We start from the raw sequence: 18,668 nt of genomic DNA on the forward strand, positions 1-18,668 counted from the left end.
GAGCTAGTTCGCTTTTTCGGGCTCAACCGGCGCGGTGGCCGCGGGAGCTGCTGCTGCCGGTGCTTCGTCCTTCTTCTCCGCATCCGGCTGCAGCGCCTTCGGTGCTGTCGTGAAGCGCTCGATCACCGAACGTACGGCGTCCTTGGTCTTGCGGTCCTTCACGGCATCCAGCAGCGGGGCGGCGCCAGGCGAGCGACGGATCAGGCTCTCCGGGTCCGGAAAGATCAGCGGATCGTCCCACGGGCCCTGGATGACAAAAGGCAGATCGAAGCCGCCGGTGCCGTTGGCGGCCGCCTTGAGGCTGGCGGTGCCCTTCATGTCGTATTCACGGGCTGGGACCGAGGCGGTGCCGGTGAGGGTCAGTTTCGAGGCGGGGCCGTCGATGCGGATGTCCTGCGCCGTGGCGATGCCGTCCTGGAATTTCAATTGCATCACGAGATTGGAGAACGGCGTCGAGCCGGAGCGGAAATTGCCGGCGCCGGAGAGCGGACGGCGCTCCAGACGCTTCAGCAATTGCTCCACATTGAAGCCGGTGATGGCGCCGTCCTGGCCGATCAACGTGGCGGAGCCGTCAAGGGACTGCGCAAGGCCGAAGGGTGAGGAGCCGGAGGCTTCCAGCATCATGTTCATGGTGCCGCGGCCGGTGAGGCGGGTGACGCCGAACAGGTCGCTGGCGCAGGCGAGCAGATCGACATCGCTGAACTGCACCTGCGCCTTGATGTCGGCGATGGTGTCCGAGCGCGCAATATTGAAGGAGCCGCGGGCGATGCCGCCATAGATCTGCGCTTCGCCCACCGACAGCGCCAACGTGCCGCCGCGCAGATTGGCGCCGAGTGCCGTGCGGCCGAGCACCGACGATCCGACGGTCACTTTGGCGGCCGACAGGCGCATGTCGAGATCGACGGAGGAGAGGGCATCGAGATCGAACAGCTGGCGGCTCCAGTCGCGCTGGCCGGAGGCGAGCAGGCGGACGGTGGAGACATAAGGCGTGAAGTCGATCGCGCCGGCGGCCAGCGTTGCCTGCAGGGTCTGGCGGCCCGAATTGCTATAGGTCATGACGCCTTCGGCAGTGTTGCCGTCAAGTTCGACATTGACATTGGTCAGCGCAATGGACGGGCCGACCAGGCTGGCGCGCGCTTTGAGGGCAAACCGGCCGAAACCGCCGGAGCCGGGTGGCGCCTGGCCGACCCAGCGCAGCGCATTGCGCAGCGACAGGCTGTCGGCGGTCAGCGTGCCTTCCATCACCAGGCTGGCCTTGTTGGCGATATTGCCGTCGAAAGCGAGTTTGATGGGCGCGCTGGCGAAACGCGCTTTCAGGCCGGAGCGTTCGCCGGCCAGCGCCGCGAGGAAATCGCTGACGCTGAGGCTGGCATCGACGCGCTCGCCGCGCCAGTCGAACTGGCCGGTGGCGGCGAAGGAGCGCGAGATCGAGGGCCAGGCCAGCGCGAGGTCGATATCGTTCAGGCGTTCGTGATTATGCGGGTCGCGATAGTCGAGCTGGCCGTCCTGGATGCGGATTTCCGAGAAGGAGAGCTGTTCGCCGCCGGGCTTGGTTTTGCGGGCGATCGACTCGATGAAGGGCGACCAGTTGCTGTCGCCATTGGCCTCGCGGATCACGCGGATGCGCGGGCGCAGCATCACCATGTCGGCGATCTCGAAACGCTGCAGCAAAAGCGGCAACAGGCGCAGATTGGCGGTGAGGACATCCACCGTGAGCGCCGGATCGACGGCGCCGCCATTCTTCAGCCCGACATCGTGAAACGACACATAGCTGCCGGGGAACACGGAAATATCCACGGCGCCGTTGACGACGAAATCGAGCCCGGTGACGCTGCGGATCTGGGCTTCCACGGCATGGCGCAGTGCATCGCGGCTGAGCAGCCACGACATGGCGAACAACCCGATCACGACAACGCCCAGGAGCGCCACGATGGGCATCCCCAGGCGCTTAATTCCTTGGGCTTTCGTCAATGATCTATCCGGGTTTGGCTATTGGTCTAAACGCAGCCGGGGCGCAGCCACATTTGTGCTCGCCCCGTCTCCAAGACCCTCAATTTGATCGGTTTTCTTGACGCTTTCAAGGCCGGAACGCGGGCGAAGGGGTCGCATCCACTGCGATTGACGGGCTTTGAGGTTTGCGCCTAATACTTCGTCGCATTGCGGCATCAGCCGGACCTCCGCACTCTCTTCATCAGGTCGATTTCCCCATGGTCAACAAGGTCTACCCCGACGCCAAATCGGCACTCGACGGCATCCTCAAGGACGGCATGATGATCATGTCGGGCGGCTTCGGCCTCTGCGGCATCGCCGAGGATCTCTCGGACGCGCTGCGCGACAGCGGCGTCAAGGATCTCACGGTGGTCTCCAACAATGCCGGCGTGGACGGCATCGGCCTGTCACGGCTCCTGGAAACCCGCCAGATCAAGAAGATGATTTCCTCCTATGTGGGCGAGAACAAGCTGTTCGCGCAGCAATATCTGGCCGGCGAGCTGGAACTCGAATTTTCCCCCCAGGGCACCCTGGCCGAGCGCATCCGCGCCGGCGGCGCGGGCATCCCGGGCTTCTACACCAAGACCGGCGTCGGCACGCTGATCTCCGAAGGCAAGCCGACGATGGAATTCGATGGCGAGACCTACATGATGGAGCGCGGCCTGTTTGCGGACATCGCCATCGTGCATGCCTGGAAGGGCGATACCGCCGGCAACCTCGTCTATCGCAAGACCGCGCGCAACTTTAACCCGATGATGGCGACCGCCGCCAAGATCACCATCGCGGAAGTGGAACATCTGGTGCAGCCGGGCGAGATCGACCCGGATCACATCCACACACCCGGCATTTTCGTGCAGCGCATCGTCGAGGTCGGTACCGGCAAGAAGCGCATCGAAAAAGTCACCTCCCGTCAGCGCCCCGCTTAAGCTTCAGAATTCAGCAGGAGAGCCACAATGGCCTGGACCCGCGATCAGATGGCAGCCCGTGCTGCAAAAGAACTGCGTGACGGTTACTACGTCAACCTCGGCATCGGCATCCCGACCCTGGTGTCGAACTACATCCCGGAAGGCGTGGACGTTCAGCTGCAGAGCGAGAACGGCATGCTCGGCATGGGCCCGTTTCCCTATGAAGGCGAGGAAGATCCCGACCTCATCAATGCCGGCAAGCAGACCGTCACCGAACTGCCGACCACGAGCTATTTCTCCTCGGCCGACTCGTTCGGCATGGTCCGCGGCGGTCACATCGATCTCTCGATCCTCGGCGCCATGCAGGTGGCCCAGAACGGCGATCTCGCCAACTGGATGATCCCCGGCAAGATGGTGAAGGGCATGGGCGGCGCGATGGATCTCGTCGCCGGCGTCAAGCGCGTCATCGTCGTGATGGAGCACTCGGCCAAGGACGGCGCCAAGCTGCTCAAGAAGTGCGACCTGCCGCTCACCGGCGAGAAGGTGGTCGACATGGTCGTCACCGATCTCGCAGTGTTTACCATCGATAAGCTCGGTGATGGCGGCATGGCGCTGATCGAACTGGCCGATGGCGTGACGCTGGACGAGGTCAAGGAAAAGACCGAAGCCGAATTCCGCGTGGCGCTGAAGAACACGTGATCTGTAGTAAGGTCGTAGGATGGGTTGAGCGCAGGCGCGAAGCGCCGGAGCGACAACCCATCAGCCGAGCTCGCCGCACTGACGGAATGATGGGTTTTCGCTTCGCTCAATCCATCCTACAATTCTCATGCCCGGCCCGTGCCGGGCATTCGCATATTTGAAGGACATTGCATGAGCGCCCGTCTCGAAGACCGTACCTTCATGCTGCTGCTGATCGCGGTGTCGCTCGCGTTCTTCTGGATCCTGTCGTCCTTCACCAGCGCGATCCTGTGGGGCGTGGTGATGGCGATCATGTTTGCGCCGGTGCATCGGCGCCTGCTCGCGAAGATGCCGAAACATCCAAATTCCGCGGCGCTGCTCACGGTCGGCCTCATCGTCTTCATCGTCATCCTGCCGCTTACGCTGGTCGGGGCCTCGCTGGCGCAGGAGGCAGCGGTCGTGTTCGGCAAGATGAAGTCGGGCGAATACAATCTCGGCACGTTCATGCAGCAGATTTTCGATGCGCTGCCGGCCTGGCTCAAGGGACTGCTCGACCGCTTCGGCATTTCCAGCCTCGGCAATCTGCAGGAAAAGCTGTCCAGCGGCCTGATGCAGGGCAGCCAGTACATCGCCTCGCAGGCGCTGAATATCGGCCAGAGCACGTTCGACTTCATCATCCAGCTCGGCATCATGCTGTATCTGCTGTTCTTCCTGTTCAAGGATGGCGATGCGCTGGCGGCACGTTTCAAGGATGCGATCCCGCTGCGGCCGTCGCTGCGCGATGACCTGCTGGAAAAATTCACGGTGGTGATCCGTGCCACGGTGAAGGGCGGCATTCTGGTCGCGCTGGCACAGGGCGCGCTGGGCGGTCTGATCTTCTGGATCCTCGGCATCAGCGCGGCATTGCTTTGGGCGGTGCTGATGGCGTTCCTGTCGTTGCTGCCCGCGGTGGGCGCAGGCCTGGTCTGGATGCCGGTCGCGGTCTATCTGCTGGCGACGGGCTCGGTCGTGAAGGGCATCGTGCTGATCGCCTATGGTTTTCTTGTCATCGGCCTCGTCGATAACATCCTGCGCCCGATGCTGGTGGGCAAGGACACCAAGCTGCCGGATTATCTCATCCTGTTGGCGACCATTGGCGGCATCAATGCGCTGGGGCTGAACGGCTTCGTCGTCGGCCCCGTGATCGCAGCGATGTTCGTGGCGGGCTGGGCGATCTTTGCGAAGTCAAGGAAGGGTGGGGATGTAGGGCGGATTAGCGAAGCGTAATCCGCCGTTCTTTGTCCCATACGCTCGGCCGGCGGATTACGCCTTCGGCTAATCCGCCCTACACCGGCCCCTGCGGCGCGTCGGAAAACCGTGTCAGCCACATCACCGGACCTATGCTCGCCGCAACGATCAGCAGCGCCGCCAGCGCGCCTTCCTCGAAACTACCGCGGCTCGCATACTGATAGATCGAGGTCGCCAGGGTCTCGACATTGAGCGGACGCAGCAGCAGCGTCGCCGGCAATTCCTTCAGGCAATCGACAAAGACGATGATGGCCGCGCCGAGCAGCGCCGGGCGCAGCAGCGGCAGTTGGATCACACGCAGCGATGTCATCACGGGCGCACCGGCCGCGCGTGCGCTGTCGTCGTAATCGACCGGGATGCGCTCGAAGCCCGTCTTGATGAAGCCGGTGGGCACCGCCAGGAAGCGGATGACATAAGCGATGACCACGGCAGCGCCGGAACCGACCATCACAAGGCCGGGCGCGGTAAGGCCGAACCAGCGCGCAATGGAGTTGAGGCTGTTATCGATGAACAGCACGGGTGTGAGCAGGCCGAGCGCCAGCACGAGGCCGGGCAGGGCGTAACCCATCTGCGCGATGGCGAAGGAGGCATTGGTGATGCGCGAGGCACGCCAGCGCTGGGCGACCACCACGATCAAGCCGAGCAGCAAAGCGAAACCCGTTGCAATGGCCGCGAGCAGGATCGTATGGCCGGCATCGCGCCAGACCGTCGTCTCGTTCGCGAACAGCCCACGACGGACGCTCTGATGCAGCAGATACAAAAACGGCACGGCGAAGCCGAGCAGCGCGGGCAACAGGCAGGCGGTGAATGCGATGCAACCGCGCAGTCCATGCAGCGGCGTGCGCGGTGTCAGCCGTGGATTTTCGGCCGAGAGTTCGAAATGGCCTTCGCGGCGCCCAGACCGTTCGATGGCGATCAGCACCGCAACGATGGCCAGCATGAACAGCGAGAGCTGTGCGGCGCCGGCCAGGCTGCCGCGATTGAGCCAGGTGGTGAAGACGGAGACGGTGAGGGTGCGCACGCCGAGATACTCGCTGGCGCCGATATCGTTCAGCGTCTCCAGCGCGACGAGGGCGAGGCCGACCGCAAGTGCGGGGCGCGCCATCGGCAGCGAGATACGACGGAAGGTGGTCCAGCGGCTCGCGCCAAGCACCTTGGCGGCTTCCGCAAAGTCGGCGCTGCGATGCTGGAACATGGCGCGGGCGGAGAGATAGACATAGGGATACAGCACGAGGCCGATGATGAAGATCGCGCCGGGCAGCGAGCGCATCGCTGGCAGCAGTTTTATTGCATCGGGCAGCGGCATGGCGGTGGCCAGCGCGCGGTGGACGAGGCCGAGCGGCTCGAACAGGTCCACATAGACGTAAGCGGCGAGATAGGTCGGGATCGCCAGCGGCAGCGGCAGCAGCCAGAGCAGCAGCGCGCGGCCCGGAAAATCATGCGACGAGATCAGCCATGCGGTGCCGGCGCCGAGGATGAGCGCGACGATGCCGACGCCGAGGAGGAGCACCGCCGTGTCGCGCAGCGCCTGAGGCAGGACATAGGCGATGAGGTGTTGCCAAAGTTCGGGTTCGGGCTGCAGTGCGAGAAGCGCGATGGCGATCACAGGCCCGGCGACGAGAAGGGCGGTCGCGGCAGCGAGGGTGATGGCGATGCGTTCGGTGCGGGAGAGTTTCACGTGGATGATGATTTACGCACGACCTCTCCGCCTGTCGTCCCCGCGCAGGCGGGCACCCATGCACAGCGAAGGTGCGGTTTGAGATTGCGGCCGCTCCAGCAATTCATCTTGTTTTCGGAGGTTATGGGTCCCCGCCTGCGCGGGGACGACAATGAGTTTTACCGCTTAGTTATCAAAGCCAACCTTGTCCACCAGCGTAGATGCCGCCTTGCGGTTGGTCGCGATCTTGGCGATCGGCATCGGGTCGGCGTTCAGCTTGCCGTAACCCGCGATGGTCGGATTCACATCCACGCCAGCGCGGATCGGATATTCGTAATTCGTATCGGCATAGATCTTCTGCGCCTGCTCGCCGGCCAGCCAGTCGATCAGCTTCATCGCATTGGCCTTGTTCGGCGCATGCTTGGCGAGCAGCACGCCGGACAGGTTCACATGGGTGCCGCCGCCAGCAAAGGTCGGCAGGATCACCTTGGTGGCTTCGGCCCATGGCTTCTTGTCGGGATCGCTGTTCATCATCAGCGCCCAGTAATAGGTGTTGCCGATGCCGATATCGCATTTGCCGGCCGCGACGTCGCGGGCCTGTTCGCGGTCGCCGCCCGACGGCTTCTGGGCGAGATTGGCTTTGACGCCACGCAGCCATTCCTCGGCCTTGGCTTCGCCGTGCTTGGTGACATAAGCGGCGAACAAGCCGTTATTGTAGATGTGCTGGCCGGAGCGGATGCAGATCTTGCCCTTCCACTTCGGATCGGCTAGCTCTTCATAGGTGATCGCGTCCTGCTTCACGCGGTCCCTGGAGGCATAGATCACACGGGCGCGCATGGAGATGCCGGTCCAGTTGCCATCGGGATCGCGATATTGCGCCGGCACATTCTTGTCGATCACCTCGGATTTGATCGGCTGCGTGATCTCCGCTTTCACGGCGTCATCGATGCGGCCGAGATCGACGGTGAGCAGCACGTCGGCCGGACTGTTTGCGCCCTCGGTCTTGATGCGCTGTTCGAGGCCGGACGAGGCCGAGATCACATTGACCTTGATGCCGCTCTCCTTGGTGAACGCGTCGAACAGCGGCTGCACCAGTTTCGTCTCGCGATAGGTGTAGACATTGACCTCGCCGGACGCCTGCGCGGCGGTGGCGCTGACGATGAGAGCGAGGGCTGTCCCGAGGGCATAACGCTTGATCATGGATGGGCTCCGGCAGGGGCGTTGCAATGGACTGATGACGTAGCGCAGCGCGCGCATTTGCGTCAGTGACGCAACGTCGCGCCACATTGTTAGAATGATTCAAAATGTTAGGGGCCGCAGATACGAAATACCTGCGGCCCCTGTGTCGTGTTTAGAAACTGGCGGTGACCGACGCGCGGAAGGCGCGGGGCGAGCCGGGCGTGATGTTGTTCGGTGCATCCGCTGTGGCGAAATAGCGGGTGTCGAACAGGTTCTCGATGTTCAGCTGACCGCGCCAGGTCTTGTCGAGGCGGAAGTAAATCGCCGCATCGACGCGGGTGAAGGCCTTGAGGTTCACCGTGTCATCCGAGGTGGCGAAGAAGTTGTCGTAATGGATGACGCCGAGGCCGGCGCCCCACATCTCGGTGAACTGATACTTATTCCACATGGTGAACGTGTTGTAGGGCACCAGACCGACGCGATTGCCGGCGACGATGGTGGCCGATGACGCATCGACGATGCGCGAGTCCGTGTAAGCGTAACCGCCCGTCACCTGCCACTGGTCGGTGAGATAGCCGGTCAGGCTGAGCTCGGCGCCCTTGGTGTTGGTCTTGCCGAAGGCGACGACCAGGCCGTTCTGGATGAAGCGCTGGTTTTCGCGATCGAGGTCATAGACTGCAACAGCTGCCTGCAGGCGCGGGTTGATGTCCCACTTCACGCCGACTTCGTTGTTGATGAACTTTTCCGGCACGGTGACGGCGAGGCCCGGCGTCAGCGACGAGAACTGGTCGCCGGCGCTCGGCAGGTAGGAGATGCTGTAGCTGCCATAGACCGAGACATTGTCCACCGGCTTCACGATGACGCCGGCGCGCGGCGAGACGAGATTGTCGGTGCGGCTGTCGCGGGTGCCGCCGGGATTGAGATTGGTGGCCGTCAGATCGAAGCGGTCATAGCGCACGCCGCCGATGAATTGCAGGTAGCGATTGAACTCGATCTGGTCCTGGACATAGACCGAGGCGAGGTTGAGCGTCGCAGTGGCGTTGTTGTCGGAGGCATTATTGTGCGGGAAGATCCACGGCGCGAAGGTCGTCGGGTTCGATGCCGGCACCAGGAGCGTGGAGGCGCCGCCATTGATCGTGCCGCTATTGCGCAGGCTGAACGTGTTCTGCTGGCCGAATTCGGTGCCGAACGTGATGGTGTGCTTGATCGGGCCGGTATGGGTCCGATAGGTCCAGTCGGTCTGGTTGAACAGGTTCTCGCGCTGGACGAGATTGTTATAGGCCGAGATCGACGCGATGCCACCGGGGGTCACGAAGGTGCCCGTGGTCGGGAAGACGTTCTGGTAGAACTTGTCGTAATTCGCGTAGCGCGACGAGTTCTTCACCGTCAGGCCGTTGTTGAAGTCGTGGTCGATCACCGCATTGGCGATATGCACGTCCTGCTTCGAATAGCTCTGGTCGGGATTGCCGAAGAAGGTCGAGGGGCTGGTGTTCACCGGCACGGTCGGACGTGCGGGCGTCGGCGCCGGCACGGTGCCCTGGGCCGGAATGCCGCGATCGGCGGTGCGGTCGTCATGCAGATATTCGTAGCTCAACTTGACGCTTGTGTCCTCGCCGCGGACGGTCACGGTCGGGTTGATGCCGTAGCGCTCCAGATGCAGGAAATCGCGATAGGAGCCGGAATTCTCGTACATCGCATTGATGCGCGCGGCGACATTCTCGTTGACTGCGCCGCCGGTATCCACGGTGACGCGCTTGTTGTCGAAGGAGCCGCCCTGCACGGTGACTTCGCGGATCGGAACGCCGTCGGCTTCCTTCTGCACGCGATTGATGACGCCGCCGCCGCCGCCGCGGCCGAAGATCATGGCGTTCGGTCCCTTCAGGACCTCGATGCGCTGGGTGTTATAGAGATCGCGGAAATACTGCACGTCGTCGCGGATGCCGTCGATGAAGAAGTCGGCATTGGTGCGCTGGCCGCGGATCACCACGTCGTCGCGATTGCCTTCGCCCTGATGCGGGACCACGCCCGGCACATAGCGGATGGCTTCGCCGATGCTGCGGAAATCCTGGTCGCGGATGAATTCCTTGGTCAGCACCGAGACCGACTGCGGCACGTTCACCAGCGGCGTGTTGGTCTTGGTGCCCGACGAAATGCTGGTGGTGATGTAGCCGACCTGCCCGGTGCGGGCATCCTGGCTGCGCATGCTGAGCGGCTGGGCGACGACCGGCGCGGCCACGGCACGCTGGGTGCGGGCGGCACGGTTGGTGGCGGCGCGTTTCGGCTGGGCGCGGCGCACGCGGGCGGCGGGGGCTTCGACCTGGACCGGCGGCAGCGAGGACGCGGCGGGGGCCGCGCTCTGCGCGATCGCCGATTCCGTGATGCACAGGCTTGCAGCCAGCACAGCGGCTGCACTCGTGGAGATCAAAAATGCCCTGTGTGCACGAAGGCTGTGGCCCCCGATCTTGGTCTGGTCAGTCATATCGATAACGCCCCTGAATTCTCTTGCGCCGTCCGCGACGGCGAATGGCCGCGTTTCTCCCCGGAAACACGCGGACACACTTGCGGTCCGGAAAATTAGGGGCGAATTAGATGGCGATTAGAATTACTCGAAGTGCGATTGATGGCGCCGGGCGTGTTGCGCCTGCGTCACCATTCGTACGGAGCGGATTGAAATCGCTCTAAACATCGGTCTATTGGCTGTTGGCTGCGGAATGAACCGGCCTGCGCCGGCGTTCGTATTGTCGAGCGCGCATCCATCATCGGCGGGACGTCTCGTTTCACTGCGCGCTCGCTTCGACTTTTGTATAGCCCTCCATTGCCAAGGCGACATTTCGAATCATGCGGGTCCTGTTGATTGAAGACGATGCGATGCTCGGCAAGGCGCTGGTGCGCGGGTTGAGCGAGAACGGCATGACCGTCGACTGGACGCGCAATGGTGTCGATGGTTTTGCAGCACTGGATCGCTCCGACTATGCGATGGCGTTGATCGACATCGGTCTGCCGAAAATGTCCGGGCTCGATGTGCTGAAATCCAAGCGCCAGGCGGGGCTGATGACGCCGGCACTGATCATCACGGCGCGCGATGGCGTGTCCGATATGGTCGCCGGGCTCGATCTCGGTGCCGATGATTACATCGTCAAGCCATTCGAGCTGCCCTTGCTGCTGGCGCGGATGCGCGCCGTGATGCGTCGCACCAATGGCCGCGCACAGTCGCTGATGACGGCGGGCGACATCACGCTCGATCCATCGACCCAGGTGGCAACGTTCCGGGACGTCAAGCATCTGCTGTCGGTTCGCGAATTTGCCGTGCTCAACGCGCTGATGGAGCGTCCGGGTCAGATCCTTTCGCGCAGCCAGATTGAAGGTCGAATCTATGGCTGGGGCGAGGAGGTGCAGAGCAATGCAGTTGATGTCGTGATCCACGGGCTGCGCAAGAAATTCGGCAAGGAGATCGTGCGCAATGTGCGCGGCGCCGGCTGGACCGTGACCAAGGAGGGAGCATGACCTCGCTGCGCAAGACCGTGATGAACCATGTCACGGGTCTCCTGATGGTTATCGGCGTGGCTGCTGCCGTGACGTCGTATTATTTCGTCAAATATGAAGTGAACAGTTTTCAGGACAACGCGCTGCACGAAGTGGCGATGGCTGCAGGCATGGTGTTCCGTCACGATATCGAGCCGCGGATCGATGCCGAGTTGGAAGATCAGCTCGTGATTCAGATGTGGGATGAGGCGCACGCGCCTTTGCATCACTCCGGCCCGTCAGTCGATATCCCGCTCCAGCCCGAGCTCGGCTATTCCGATGTTACTGCCGGCGGCGAGCGCTGGCGGGTGTTCCGATCGCGCGACGGCGGTCACGCCATCCAGGTCTCGCAGCGCTGGAGAGCGCGCGAGGAAGTGGCAGCCTATGCGGCGGCCGGTGCATCCGTGCCGCTGATCGCGGCGATCCCCATTGCGTGGCTGTTGATCTCCTGGGCCGTTAAACGTGTGCTGTCGGGGCTTGGCAAGCTCTCATCGGAGATCGGCGAACGCAGTGCCGACGCCAAGGATGCGCTCGGCTTGCAGGGCGTTCCGCTCGAAGTGGTTCCCTTGGTCACTGCCATGAATTCACTGATCGAGCGACATCAGACGGCATTGGAGACACAGCGTCGCTTCGTCTCGGATGCCGCGCATGAATTGCGCACCCCGCTTGCCGCCTTGCAGATCCAGATCGATAATCTGCGGGCGCGCGAGCTGAGTGGCCCGTCGCGCGAGATCGCGCAGGATCTGCTCGACGGCATCCGCCGCGCATCCTATTCGGTCAATCAATTGATGACATTGGTGCGCGCCGATGCGTCGATCGAGAGCGATGCGGAGACCGTGGATGCGCAGGACCTGATCGGACTGATCGCCTCCGGCTTTGCGCCGGTGGCGGAGGCGAAGGGCGTGACGCTGACAGTGGTGCCGCAGCCCGGCTGCGACCTCCATGTGCGTGCCGACGATCTCCGCCTGATCCTGTCCAATCTGATCGACAACGCCGTGCGCTATACGCGGGCGGGCGGCACGGTCAGCATTGGCACACAGAGGTTCGACGATCGCCTTGTCATCGAGGTGCTCGACACCGGCTGTGGTATTCCCGAGACCGCGATCCCGCATCTGTATGATCGCTTCTTCCGGGCTGCACCGGTGGATATCGATGGCACCGGTCTTGGGCTTGCGATTGCCAGGAGTGCGGCGGACCGTAGTGGCTTCACCTTGACCGTCGAAAACCGCGGGGACGTGACCGGTGTCCGCGGGCAGGTGGCAATCCAGCTCAGTGCGATGCCGAGCGAGGCGCTGGCCCCGAAGGCTGCCTAGTTCTTTCCGACGGCGCGCTTGTCTTCGCCCGGCACCGTCTCCGCCAATGCGCGCAGCACAACAGGCTCGCGCAACACGATGCGCTGACGGCCGCTATCGATCAGGCCGCGCTGCTCCCAATTGCTGAGGGTGCGGCTCACCGTGAAGATGGTTGCGCCGGTCATTTCGGCGATGTCCTGCCGGCTGAGCGGGAAGTCGAAGGCGATGCCGTGCTCGTTCTTGCGGCCGGATTGATCGGCGAGCCGCAGCAAAGCATGGGCGATGCGCTGCTCCATCTGCTCGGTGGACATCTCGACCACGCGGCTATGCGCTTCCTGCAGCCGCCCGCCGACGGTCTTCAACGTGTTGGCAGCGAGAAGCGGATACTGGGCGGTGAGCCGTGCCCAGGCAGTCACGGGCCAGGACAGCACCACGCTATCCTCCACAGCGGTCGCCGTCGCGGGATATTGCATGAGGCCGATCGCCTGGGCGACGCCAAAAATCTCGCCGCTGGAGACATAACGCACGATGACCTGCTCGCCGGCTGGTGTCATCTTGGCAGCGCGGATATGGCCGTGCAGCAGGAGGAAGAAGGAATGCACTTCTTCGCCCTGTTCAAATGCGGTCTTATTCCTGGCGATCCTGAGCGAATGGGCATCGCGCAGGATCGTCTCGCAGGCGTTCGTGTCGAGACCCGCGAAGAGCGGCAGATGTGCAACCAGTGAAGGATCGATCGACATGGCTCTCGGTCTCGTGTGCTCACCTTCTAGACCGCGCCCGTTGACGGCGATCAAGCAGAAGTTTGCGCTATAGCAATGAGTCGCCGCCAGCCGGCGCCTATTTTCCAGTACCCCGCTGACTGTGCGGGTAACTGGAGAAAGTCCGATGCGCAAGGCTGTCATGCTTGCAACCGCCGCTGTCCTGATCTCGCTTGCAGGCGCCGCTACGGCTGCGGAAGTCGAGGTCAAGATGCTCAACAAGGGATCCGATGGCACCGCCATGGTGTTCGAGCCGGCGCTGGTCAAAGTACAGCCGGGTGATAGCGTGAAATTCGTCGCCACCGACAAGACGCATATGGCCGAATCCATCAAGGGCATGATGCCGGCCGACGCCGTGCCATTTGCCGGCAAGATGAACCAGGATGTCGTCGTGACCTTCGACAAACCGGGCGTCTACGGGATCAAGTGCATGCCGCATTACGGCATGGGCATGGTGGCGCTGGTGGTCGTCGGCACGCCGGCCAATCTGGACGAGGCGAAAGCCGTGACACATCCGGGCAAAGCCAAGCCGGCTTTTGCTGCGCTGCTCGAGAAAGCTGCTGCCAAGTAACAGATCCATGAGGAGGTGACGATGTCATCGCGTCTCAGTGCCATCGCCGATACGCCATTGCTGTCGGCCGGCTTCCGGCCGTTCTTCCTGCTCGGCGCGCTCTATGCGGGCCTGTCGATTCTGGTCTGGATACCGGCGTTTCACGGTCGGCTCGAGATTGCATCGGTCTTCGTGGCGCGGGACTGGCATATCCATGAGATGCTGTATGGCTTCCTGCCGGCCGTGGTGACAGGCTTCCTGTTCACCGCTATCCCGAACTGGACCGGACGATTGCCGATCCGCGGCCTGCCGCTGCTCGGTCTCGTGCTGCTGTGGCTCGCGGGGCGTCTCGTCGTCACCTTCTCCGCGCATACGGGGTGGCTCATCGCCATGCTGGTCGATACCAGTTTTCTGGCACTGGTCGTCCTCGCCGCCGCGCGCGAAATCGCGGCGGGCAAGAACTGGCGCAATCTGGCGGTGGTGGGCATCGTCAGTTGCCTGCTGATCGGCAATGTCGCGTTTCATCTTGAAGCGCGTTACGTCGTGATGGCCGATATCAGTATCCGTATCGGCGTCGCCGTTGTCGTGCTGCTGATTTCGCTGATCGGCGGCCGCATCATTCCAAGCTTCACGCGCAACTGGCTGGTGCGGGAAAATCCGGGGCGGCTGCCGGTGCCGTTTGCGCGCTTCGACAAGATGACGCTCGTCATGAGCGCGGCTGCACTGCTGCTGTGGATCGCACGCCCGCTCGATGTCGTGACGGCCCTGTTCCTCGGTGTCGCGGGCCTGCTGCATATCGTACGCGTCGCGCGCTGGGCCGGCGATCGCACGCTGCGCGAAGGGCTGCTGCTGATCCTTCACATTGGCTATGCCTTCGTGACGATCGGCTTCCTGCTCGCTGCGGCCGCCTATGCCTACGACTTGCCTGCCAGCGCGGGGTTGCATGCGTGGATGGCGGGCGCGGCCGGTGTGATGACGCTGGCGGTCATGAGCCGCGCAACGCTCGGCCATACCGGACAGGCGCTACATGCGTCGAAGGCGACAATGCTGATCTATGCGATGATTATTCTGGCGGCGGTGCTGCGGATCAGCGCGGTGCTGATGCCGGACCATTTGCCGTTGCTGCACACCGCAGCACTTGCCTGGGCGCTGGCGTTTATCGGTTTTGCGGTTGTCTATGGGCCGGTGCTGATCGGGTATCGGAAGCGGCGCAGGGCCGTAGGGCGGATTAGCGAAGCGTAATCCGCCGCCCTTCGTCCCATGCGTTCGGCCGGCGGATTACGCCTTCGGCTAATCCGCCCTACGGCTTATGCATTGATCGCCGAACTCGCGGCATTCGAGAACACCACTTCGATCAGCGTACCGGAACTCGGCGCGCTCTTGATCTGGAAGCGGGCGTGATTGGCTTCCACCAGCGCCTTGGTCAGCGACAGGCTGACGCCGGCGCTTTCGGTATCGCTCGGGCCGGAGCTGCGGAACGGCTCCAGTGCCGCCGCCACTTCGTTCTCGTTCAGCCCATGGCCGGTATCGCGCACGCGCAACACCACGTCGCCCTGATCGGACAGCGCAGTGGAGACGATCACCTGTCCGCCGGCATTGGCGAGGTGGATCGAATTGCCGATCAGGTTGAGCGTGATCTGACGCAGCGCGCGGGCATCCGCCACGATGGTCGGCAGCAGATGCGACAGCGAGGTGCGGATGATGATGCGGCTGCGATTGGCCTGCGGCTGCATGACTGCGACGCATTGCTCCACCATCTCGTTGAGATTCTGCGTGGAGAAAGCGAGATCGATCTTGCCGGTCTCAATGCGCGAGAGATCGAGCAGGTCGTTGACGATGGCAATAACGCGCTCGCCGGAGGTGCGGATGTCGCGCAGATATTCGCCGTAACGTTCATTGCCGAGCGGGCCGAAACGCTGGTCGATCATCACATCGGCAAAGCCGATGATGGCGTTCAGCGGCGTCCGCACTTCGTGGCTGATCCGCGCGAGCACATCGGCCTTCGCGGTGGCCGAACGATCGGCCTGGCGACGCGCGTTGAGCAGTTCGGTTTCGGTCTTCTTGATCTGGGTCAGATCGCGGAACACGGCGAAGAAATTCGGGCCGGCTGCGCGCGTGCGGCCGATGATCATGGACAGCGGCACGAGCCCACCGGCGCGCACCTGGCCAAGTGCCTCGCGGCCGTGATCGAGCAGGCTGGCGGCGCCGGCCTGTTTCACGCTGTCGAGATAATCGGCGACGTTGCGGCGGCTCTCATGGGCGAACAGGTCCACCACATTGCGCTGGGTGAGCAGTTCGCCGTCATAGCCGAAAAGCGCTTCTGCGCTGCGGTTACAGGAATTGATATTGCCTTCGGCATCGAACATCACGACGCCCTCGGCCATGGTGTCGAGGATCGCCGCGAGATCTTCCGCATCGATATGGCCGGCGGGCAGTGGTTCTGCGACCACGGGCTCTGGCGTGGCAACAGGTGCCGCTGGCTCGGCCTTTGCCGGCGCGAAGATCAGCGCATGGGCGGGCTCGTCGTTCCAGTTGATCGCATGCAGCCGCGCCGATGCCGGTGCGCGCAGGGCGCCATCGCCGGCCTTGTCATTGGCCGAGATCGTCACCGTCGTGCCGCCATCGGAGGCGCTCGACGTCGTTGAGACGTCCGGCTCCACCTGCAGCGTGTCGAGGCCGCCGGCGTCTTCCAGCGCGGCGAGTGTCGGATAGTTCATGTGAGCCAGGAAAGCGGGATTGGCATAGATCAGACGATCGAGGCGATAGATCAGCACACCCACCGGCATCAGATCGAGCAGCATGCGGTCGCGCCCCATCTCGCCGCGCGGGGCGGCGGGCGGCGTGGTCAGCCAGGCCGCTGCGGCTTCGCCTTCGTTCTCTGCGGGATCGAGCGGTTGATCGGCTGCCACAGAAGGTGCAGCGATCAGGCCGGTCTCCGATTCCAGGCGCGCCGAAAGCTGGCGTGCGAGTTCGTTGAAGGCGCTGTTCTCGCCCGGCGACAATGCCGGCGATTTCGGATCGCCTGGTCGGAACTGAACAACGTTTTCGGGGGGCTGCACGGTGGGGATCGCTTCGTTTGTTGAGATCGGTTCTGTCGGTGTCGGCTCTTGGATGTTGTCGTCGAGTGGAGTGATGAGTTCGTCGATGGCGTCGTCCACCGGGCCGGCCTGTGCCATGTCGGCGGAGAGCGGCCGTGGCGGTGGATCGTTCGGCGGTGGATCGTTCGGCTTGGCATGTCGCCGTTCGATCAGGCGGTTCATGCCATCGAGATCGCGGCAGATGCCGAAGCCGCGATAGCCCGCGGGCTGCCGGTTTCGATCCTGCAACGGCAATCCGGACAATTCGACGGCAAGCCGGCCGCCATCATCCACCGGCCACAGCAGCGTCACGCCGCTCCAGGTCTGCCGGGTCGCCAGCGCCTGGGCGAAGCGATGATCGGGATCGAGGGTGAATTCAGCGGAAATGTCGCTCCACTTGCGGCCGGACAGCGCCGCCGCATGCGGGCCGATCAGCTGTTTGAAGTCGCCATCGTCGATGCTGAATGTATCGTCGGCATCGAGTTGCCAGACAAAGCGCAGCGGCATGGTGCGTGGGGCAATCGTCAATGCGTCAGGCGCAGGCTGAGCGACGATGCTTTGCACCGGAGCAGGATCCGTTGCGGCGGGCTCGGGCTCTGCGGCCTGAGGAGCTACAAACAGGTCTTCATGCGTATCGTCGTGATGATCTTCGTGCGCCTGTCCTGCAGGTGCGAGTTCAGGGTCGACTTCGACGACATCTGCCAACGAAACGGCTATGGGTGTCGGTGCCTCGATCTCCTGATGCGGCGCTTCTGCCGCCAGTTCTTCCTCGCTCGGCGCCGGGTGCACGGCGCCCGGTGCGATCAGCGCGACGAGGCCGACATCGCTGCCGCTGCCGACGCGCTGCAGCACCATGCGGCCGAAGCCGATCGGCGTTTCCGCACGGCCATCCTTCAGTGCGTGATCGCGCGCATCGTTGAGACCGGCGTCATTGAGGTTACGGAAACCGAGCAGCGCGCGTGCGGTGTCGCTGGCGCCGACAAACAGGCCGTCGCGCGCAAAGGCGGCGATCGGCGTATCGATGCCATCGGTGAGATTCTGCAGCCGCTCCATCAGCGGCATGCCGCGGCCGGCAATGGTGTCGGCGGCGATGATAAGCAGGCCGGCTTCGCCGTCGGCAAAATCGAGCCGCGTGCAGGCGCAGGTCATCAGCCCGCCAAGCGAAGCTCCGAACCCACGCAGCCGTTCGAGGCGCGTGGTGTCGCTCACCTGCATGCGATGTGCGAGCTGTGCGATCTGGCGACGATGCGCATCGGCAGCGCCGAATTCGCGCGCGGCGAGTTCAGCCGCATTGCGCGCGCCAAACAGCTTTGCGCCGACCGGGTTCGCCCAAAGCACCTTGGTGCCGTCGAGCGACCACAGCCAGACCGGCTGGGCGCTGATGGCATGCATGGCGAGCCGCGCATCCCCCACACCCCGCAACTGACTTTTCGCACTGCTCATTGGCACTTCATGGCTGAGTCGCCTGGGGTCTGCCTCGTTCGAACGGTATTATCCGGCGGGCAAACGGCAACATGCTTAATACTTCGTTAGTATCGCGCGCGGGCGCAGCGAGGTCCATGTCTGCGGGCGCTTCCCACAGGCCTAAGCGACAACAACGTTAATTTGAGGCCCGGGTTCTTGATCAAGTTCTTGAGGGCGCTGAACCAATCGCCGCAGCCCGGCATTGAATGTTGCAAAAGCATGACAAAGGTTCACGATGGCCGCGGCCATGACTGCGCGTCGCGTCATAACGGCGATGCCAAGCGTGGCTAGGCTGCGAGTGGATGCACGA

13 protein-coding genes are annotated in these 18,668 nt (G+C 63.3%); 7 read left to right on the forward strand and 6 right to left on the reverse strand.

Annotated elements, in window-relative coordinates; genetic code table 11:
* Nucleotides 1-3 precede the first annotated feature (3 nt).
* Entirely contained in the window at nucleotides 4-1,938 is a 1,935-nt protein-coding gene (locus tag ACIQ2A_RS01225; protein WP_398474992.1) for an AsmA family protein, read from the reverse strand.
* Between the two features lie 269 nt (nucleotides 1,939-2,207).
* Between ACIQ2A_RS01225 and ACIQ2A_RS01230 the strand changes: the two genes are divergently transcribed.
* The 3 genes from ACIQ2A_RS01230 (at nucleotide 2,208) to ACIQ2A_RS01240 (ending at nucleotide 4,838) form a co-directional block, all read left to right on the forward strand.
* Nucleotides 2,208-2,915 carry a CoA transferase subunit A gene (locus ACIQ2A_RS01230; protein ID WP_398474882.1) on the forward strand — a complete coding sequence of 236 codons (708 nt, stop codon included), beginning with the start codon at nucleotides 2,208-2,210 and terminating at the stop codon, nucleotides 2,913-2,915.
* 27 nt (nucleotides 2,916-2,942) lie between these two features.
* Nucleotides 2,943-3,593 carry a CoA transferase subunit B gene (locus ACIQ2A_RS01235; RefSeq protein WP_398474884.1) on the forward strand — a complete coding sequence of 217 codons (651 nt, stop codon included), beginning with the start codon at nucleotides 2,943-2,945 and terminating at the stop codon, nucleotides 3,591-3,593.
* A 171-nt stretch (nucleotides 3,594-3,764) separates the two neighbouring features.
* Nucleotides 3,765-4,838 (forward strand): AI-2E family transporter, encoded by a 1,074-nt coding sequence (locus tag ACIQ2A_RS01240; RefSeq protein ID WP_398474886.1) that lies wholly within the window; start codon nucleotides 3,765-3,767, stop codon nucleotides 4,836-4,838.
* 58 nt (nucleotides 4,839-4,896) lie between these two features.
* Here the strand turns inward: ACIQ2A_RS01240 and ACIQ2A_RS01245 are convergent, their stop codons facing one another.
* From ACIQ2A_RS01245 to ACIQ2A_RS01255, 3 genes are all read right to left on the reverse strand, one after another.
* Nucleotides 4,897-6,537, reverse strand: coding sequence for an ABC transporter permease (locus ACIQ2A_RS01245; protein ID WP_398474888.1), 1,641 nt, complete (start codon nucleotides 6,535-6,537; stop codon nucleotides 4,897-4,899).
* A 165-nt stretch (nucleotides 6,538-6,702) separates the two neighbouring features.
* Entirely contained in the window at nucleotides 6,703-7,716 is a 1,014-nt protein-coding gene (locus tag ACIQ2A_RS01250; RefSeq protein WP_398474890.1) for a Fe(3+) ABC transporter substrate-binding protein, read from the reverse strand.
* A gap of 151 nt (nucleotides 7,717-7,867) precedes the next feature.
* Nucleotides 7,868-10,174, reverse strand: coding sequence for a TonB-dependent receptor (locus tag ACIQ2A_RS01255; RefSeq protein ID WP_398474892.1), 2,307 nt, complete (start codon nucleotides 10,172-10,174; stop codon nucleotides 7,868-7,870).
* A gap of 359 nt (nucleotides 10,175-10,533) precedes the next feature.
* Here ACIQ2A_RS01255 and ACIQ2A_RS01260 point away from each other — a divergent pair, with 359 nt between their 5' ends.
* Entirely contained in the window at nucleotides 10,534-11,199 is a 666-nt protein-coding gene (locus ACIQ2A_RS01260) for a response regulator (protein WP_398474894.1), read from the forward strand.
* Nucleotides 11,196-12,530 carry an ATP-binding protein gene (locus ACIQ2A_RS01265; protein ID WP_398474896.1) on the forward strand — a complete coding sequence of 445 codons (1,335 nt, stop codon included), beginning with the start codon at nucleotides 11,196-11,198 and terminating at the stop codon, nucleotides 12,528-12,530. The genes ACIQ2A_RS01260 and ACIQ2A_RS01265 overlap by 4 nt, the downstream gene beginning before the upstream one ends.
* On the opposite strand, the gene ACIQ2A_RS01270 is transcribed toward ACIQ2A_RS01265, so the two are convergent.
* On the reverse strand, nucleotides 12,527-13,249 hold the full coding sequence (locus ACIQ2A_RS01270; protein ID WP_398474898.1) for a Crp/Fnr family transcriptional regulator: 723 nt from the start codon (nucleotides 13,247-13,249) through the stop codon (nucleotides 12,527-12,529). The genes ACIQ2A_RS01265 and ACIQ2A_RS01270 overlap by 4 nt on opposite strands.
* A gap of 145 nt (nucleotides 13,250-13,394) precedes the next feature.
* Here ACIQ2A_RS01270 and ACIQ2A_RS01275 point away from each other — a divergent pair, with 145 nt between their 5' ends.
* Nucleotides 13,395-13,838, forward strand: coding sequence for a pseudoazurin (locus ACIQ2A_RS01275; protein ID WP_398474900.1), 444 nt, complete (start codon nucleotides 13,395-13,397; stop codon nucleotides 13,836-13,838).
* Nucleotides 13,839-13,859: 21 nt separating this feature from the next.
* Nucleotides 13,860-15,059 carry an NnrS family protein gene (locus ACIQ2A_RS01280; RefSeq protein WP_398474902.1) on the forward strand — a complete coding sequence of 400 codons (1,200 nt, stop codon included), beginning with the start codon at nucleotides 13,860-13,862 and terminating at the stop codon, nucleotides 15,057-15,059.
* Between the two features lie 65 nt (nucleotides 15,060-15,124).
* Here ACIQ2A_RS01280 and ACIQ2A_RS01285 read toward each other — a convergent pair whose 3' ends face one another.
* Nucleotides 15,125-18,337 carry a PAS domain-containing protein gene (locus ACIQ2A_RS01285; protein ID WP_398474904.1) on the reverse strand — a complete coding sequence of 1,071 codons (3,213 nt, stop codon included), beginning with the start codon at nucleotides 18,335-18,337 and terminating at the stop codon, nucleotides 15,125-15,127.
* Between the last annotated feature and the right edge of the window lie 331 nt (nucleotides 18,338-18,668).

Origin of the sequence: Tardiphaga sp. (assembly GCF_044336785.1) — a bacterium.
Classification (GTDB): domain Bacteria; phylum Pseudomonadota; class Alphaproteobacteria; order Rhizobiales; family Xanthobacteraceae; genus Tardiphaga.

Coding starts and splice junctions, on each gene's coding strand:
- ACIQ2A_RS01260 (WP_398474894.1), top strand. CDS start 10,534: ATGCGGGTCCTGTTGATTGAAGACGATGCGATGCTCGGCAAGGCGCTG.
- ACIQ2A_RS01275 (WP_398474900.1), top strand. CDS start 13,395: ATGCGCAAGGCTGTCATGCTTGCAACCGCCGCTGTCCTGATCTCGCTT.
- ACIQ2A_RS01235 (WP_398474884.1), top strand. CDS start 2,943: ATGGCCTGGACCCGCGATCAGATGGCAGCCCGTGCTGCAAAAGAACTG.
- ACIQ2A_RS01255 (WP_398474892.1), bottom strand. CDS start 10,174: ATGACTGACCAGACCAAGATCGGGGGCCACAGCCTTCGTGCACACAGG.
- ACIQ2A_RS01240 (WP_398474886.1), top strand. CDS start 3,765: ATGAGCGCCCGTCTCGAAGACCGTACCTTCATGCTGCTGCTGATCGCG.
- ACIQ2A_RS01250 (WP_398474890.1), bottom strand. CDS start 7,716: ATGATCAAGCGTTATGCCCTCGGGACAGCCCTCGCTCTCATCGTCAGC.
- ACIQ2A_RS01265 (WP_398474896.1), top strand. CDS start 11,196: ATGACCTCGCTGCGCAAGACCGTGATGAACCATGTCACGGGTCTCCTG.
- ACIQ2A_RS01270 (WP_398474898.1), bottom strand. CDS start 13,249: ATGTCGATCGATCCTTCACTGGTTGCACATCTGCCGCTCTTCGCGGGT.
- ACIQ2A_RS01230 (WP_398474882.1), top strand. CDS start 2,208: ATGGTCAACAAGGTCTACCCCGACGCCAAATCGGCACTCGACGGCATC.
- ACIQ2A_RS01280 (WP_398474902.1), top strand. CDS start 13,860: ATGTCATCGCGTCTCAGTGCCATCGCCGATACGCCATTGCTGTCGGCC.
- ACIQ2A_RS01285 (WP_398474904.1), bottom strand. CDS start 18,337: ATGAGCAGTGCGAAAAGTCAGTTGCGGGGTGTGGGGGATGCGCGGCTC.
- ACIQ2A_RS01225 (WP_398474992.1), bottom strand. CDS start 1,938: ATGCCCATCGTGGCGCTCCTGGGCGTTGTCGTGATCGGGTTGTTCGCC.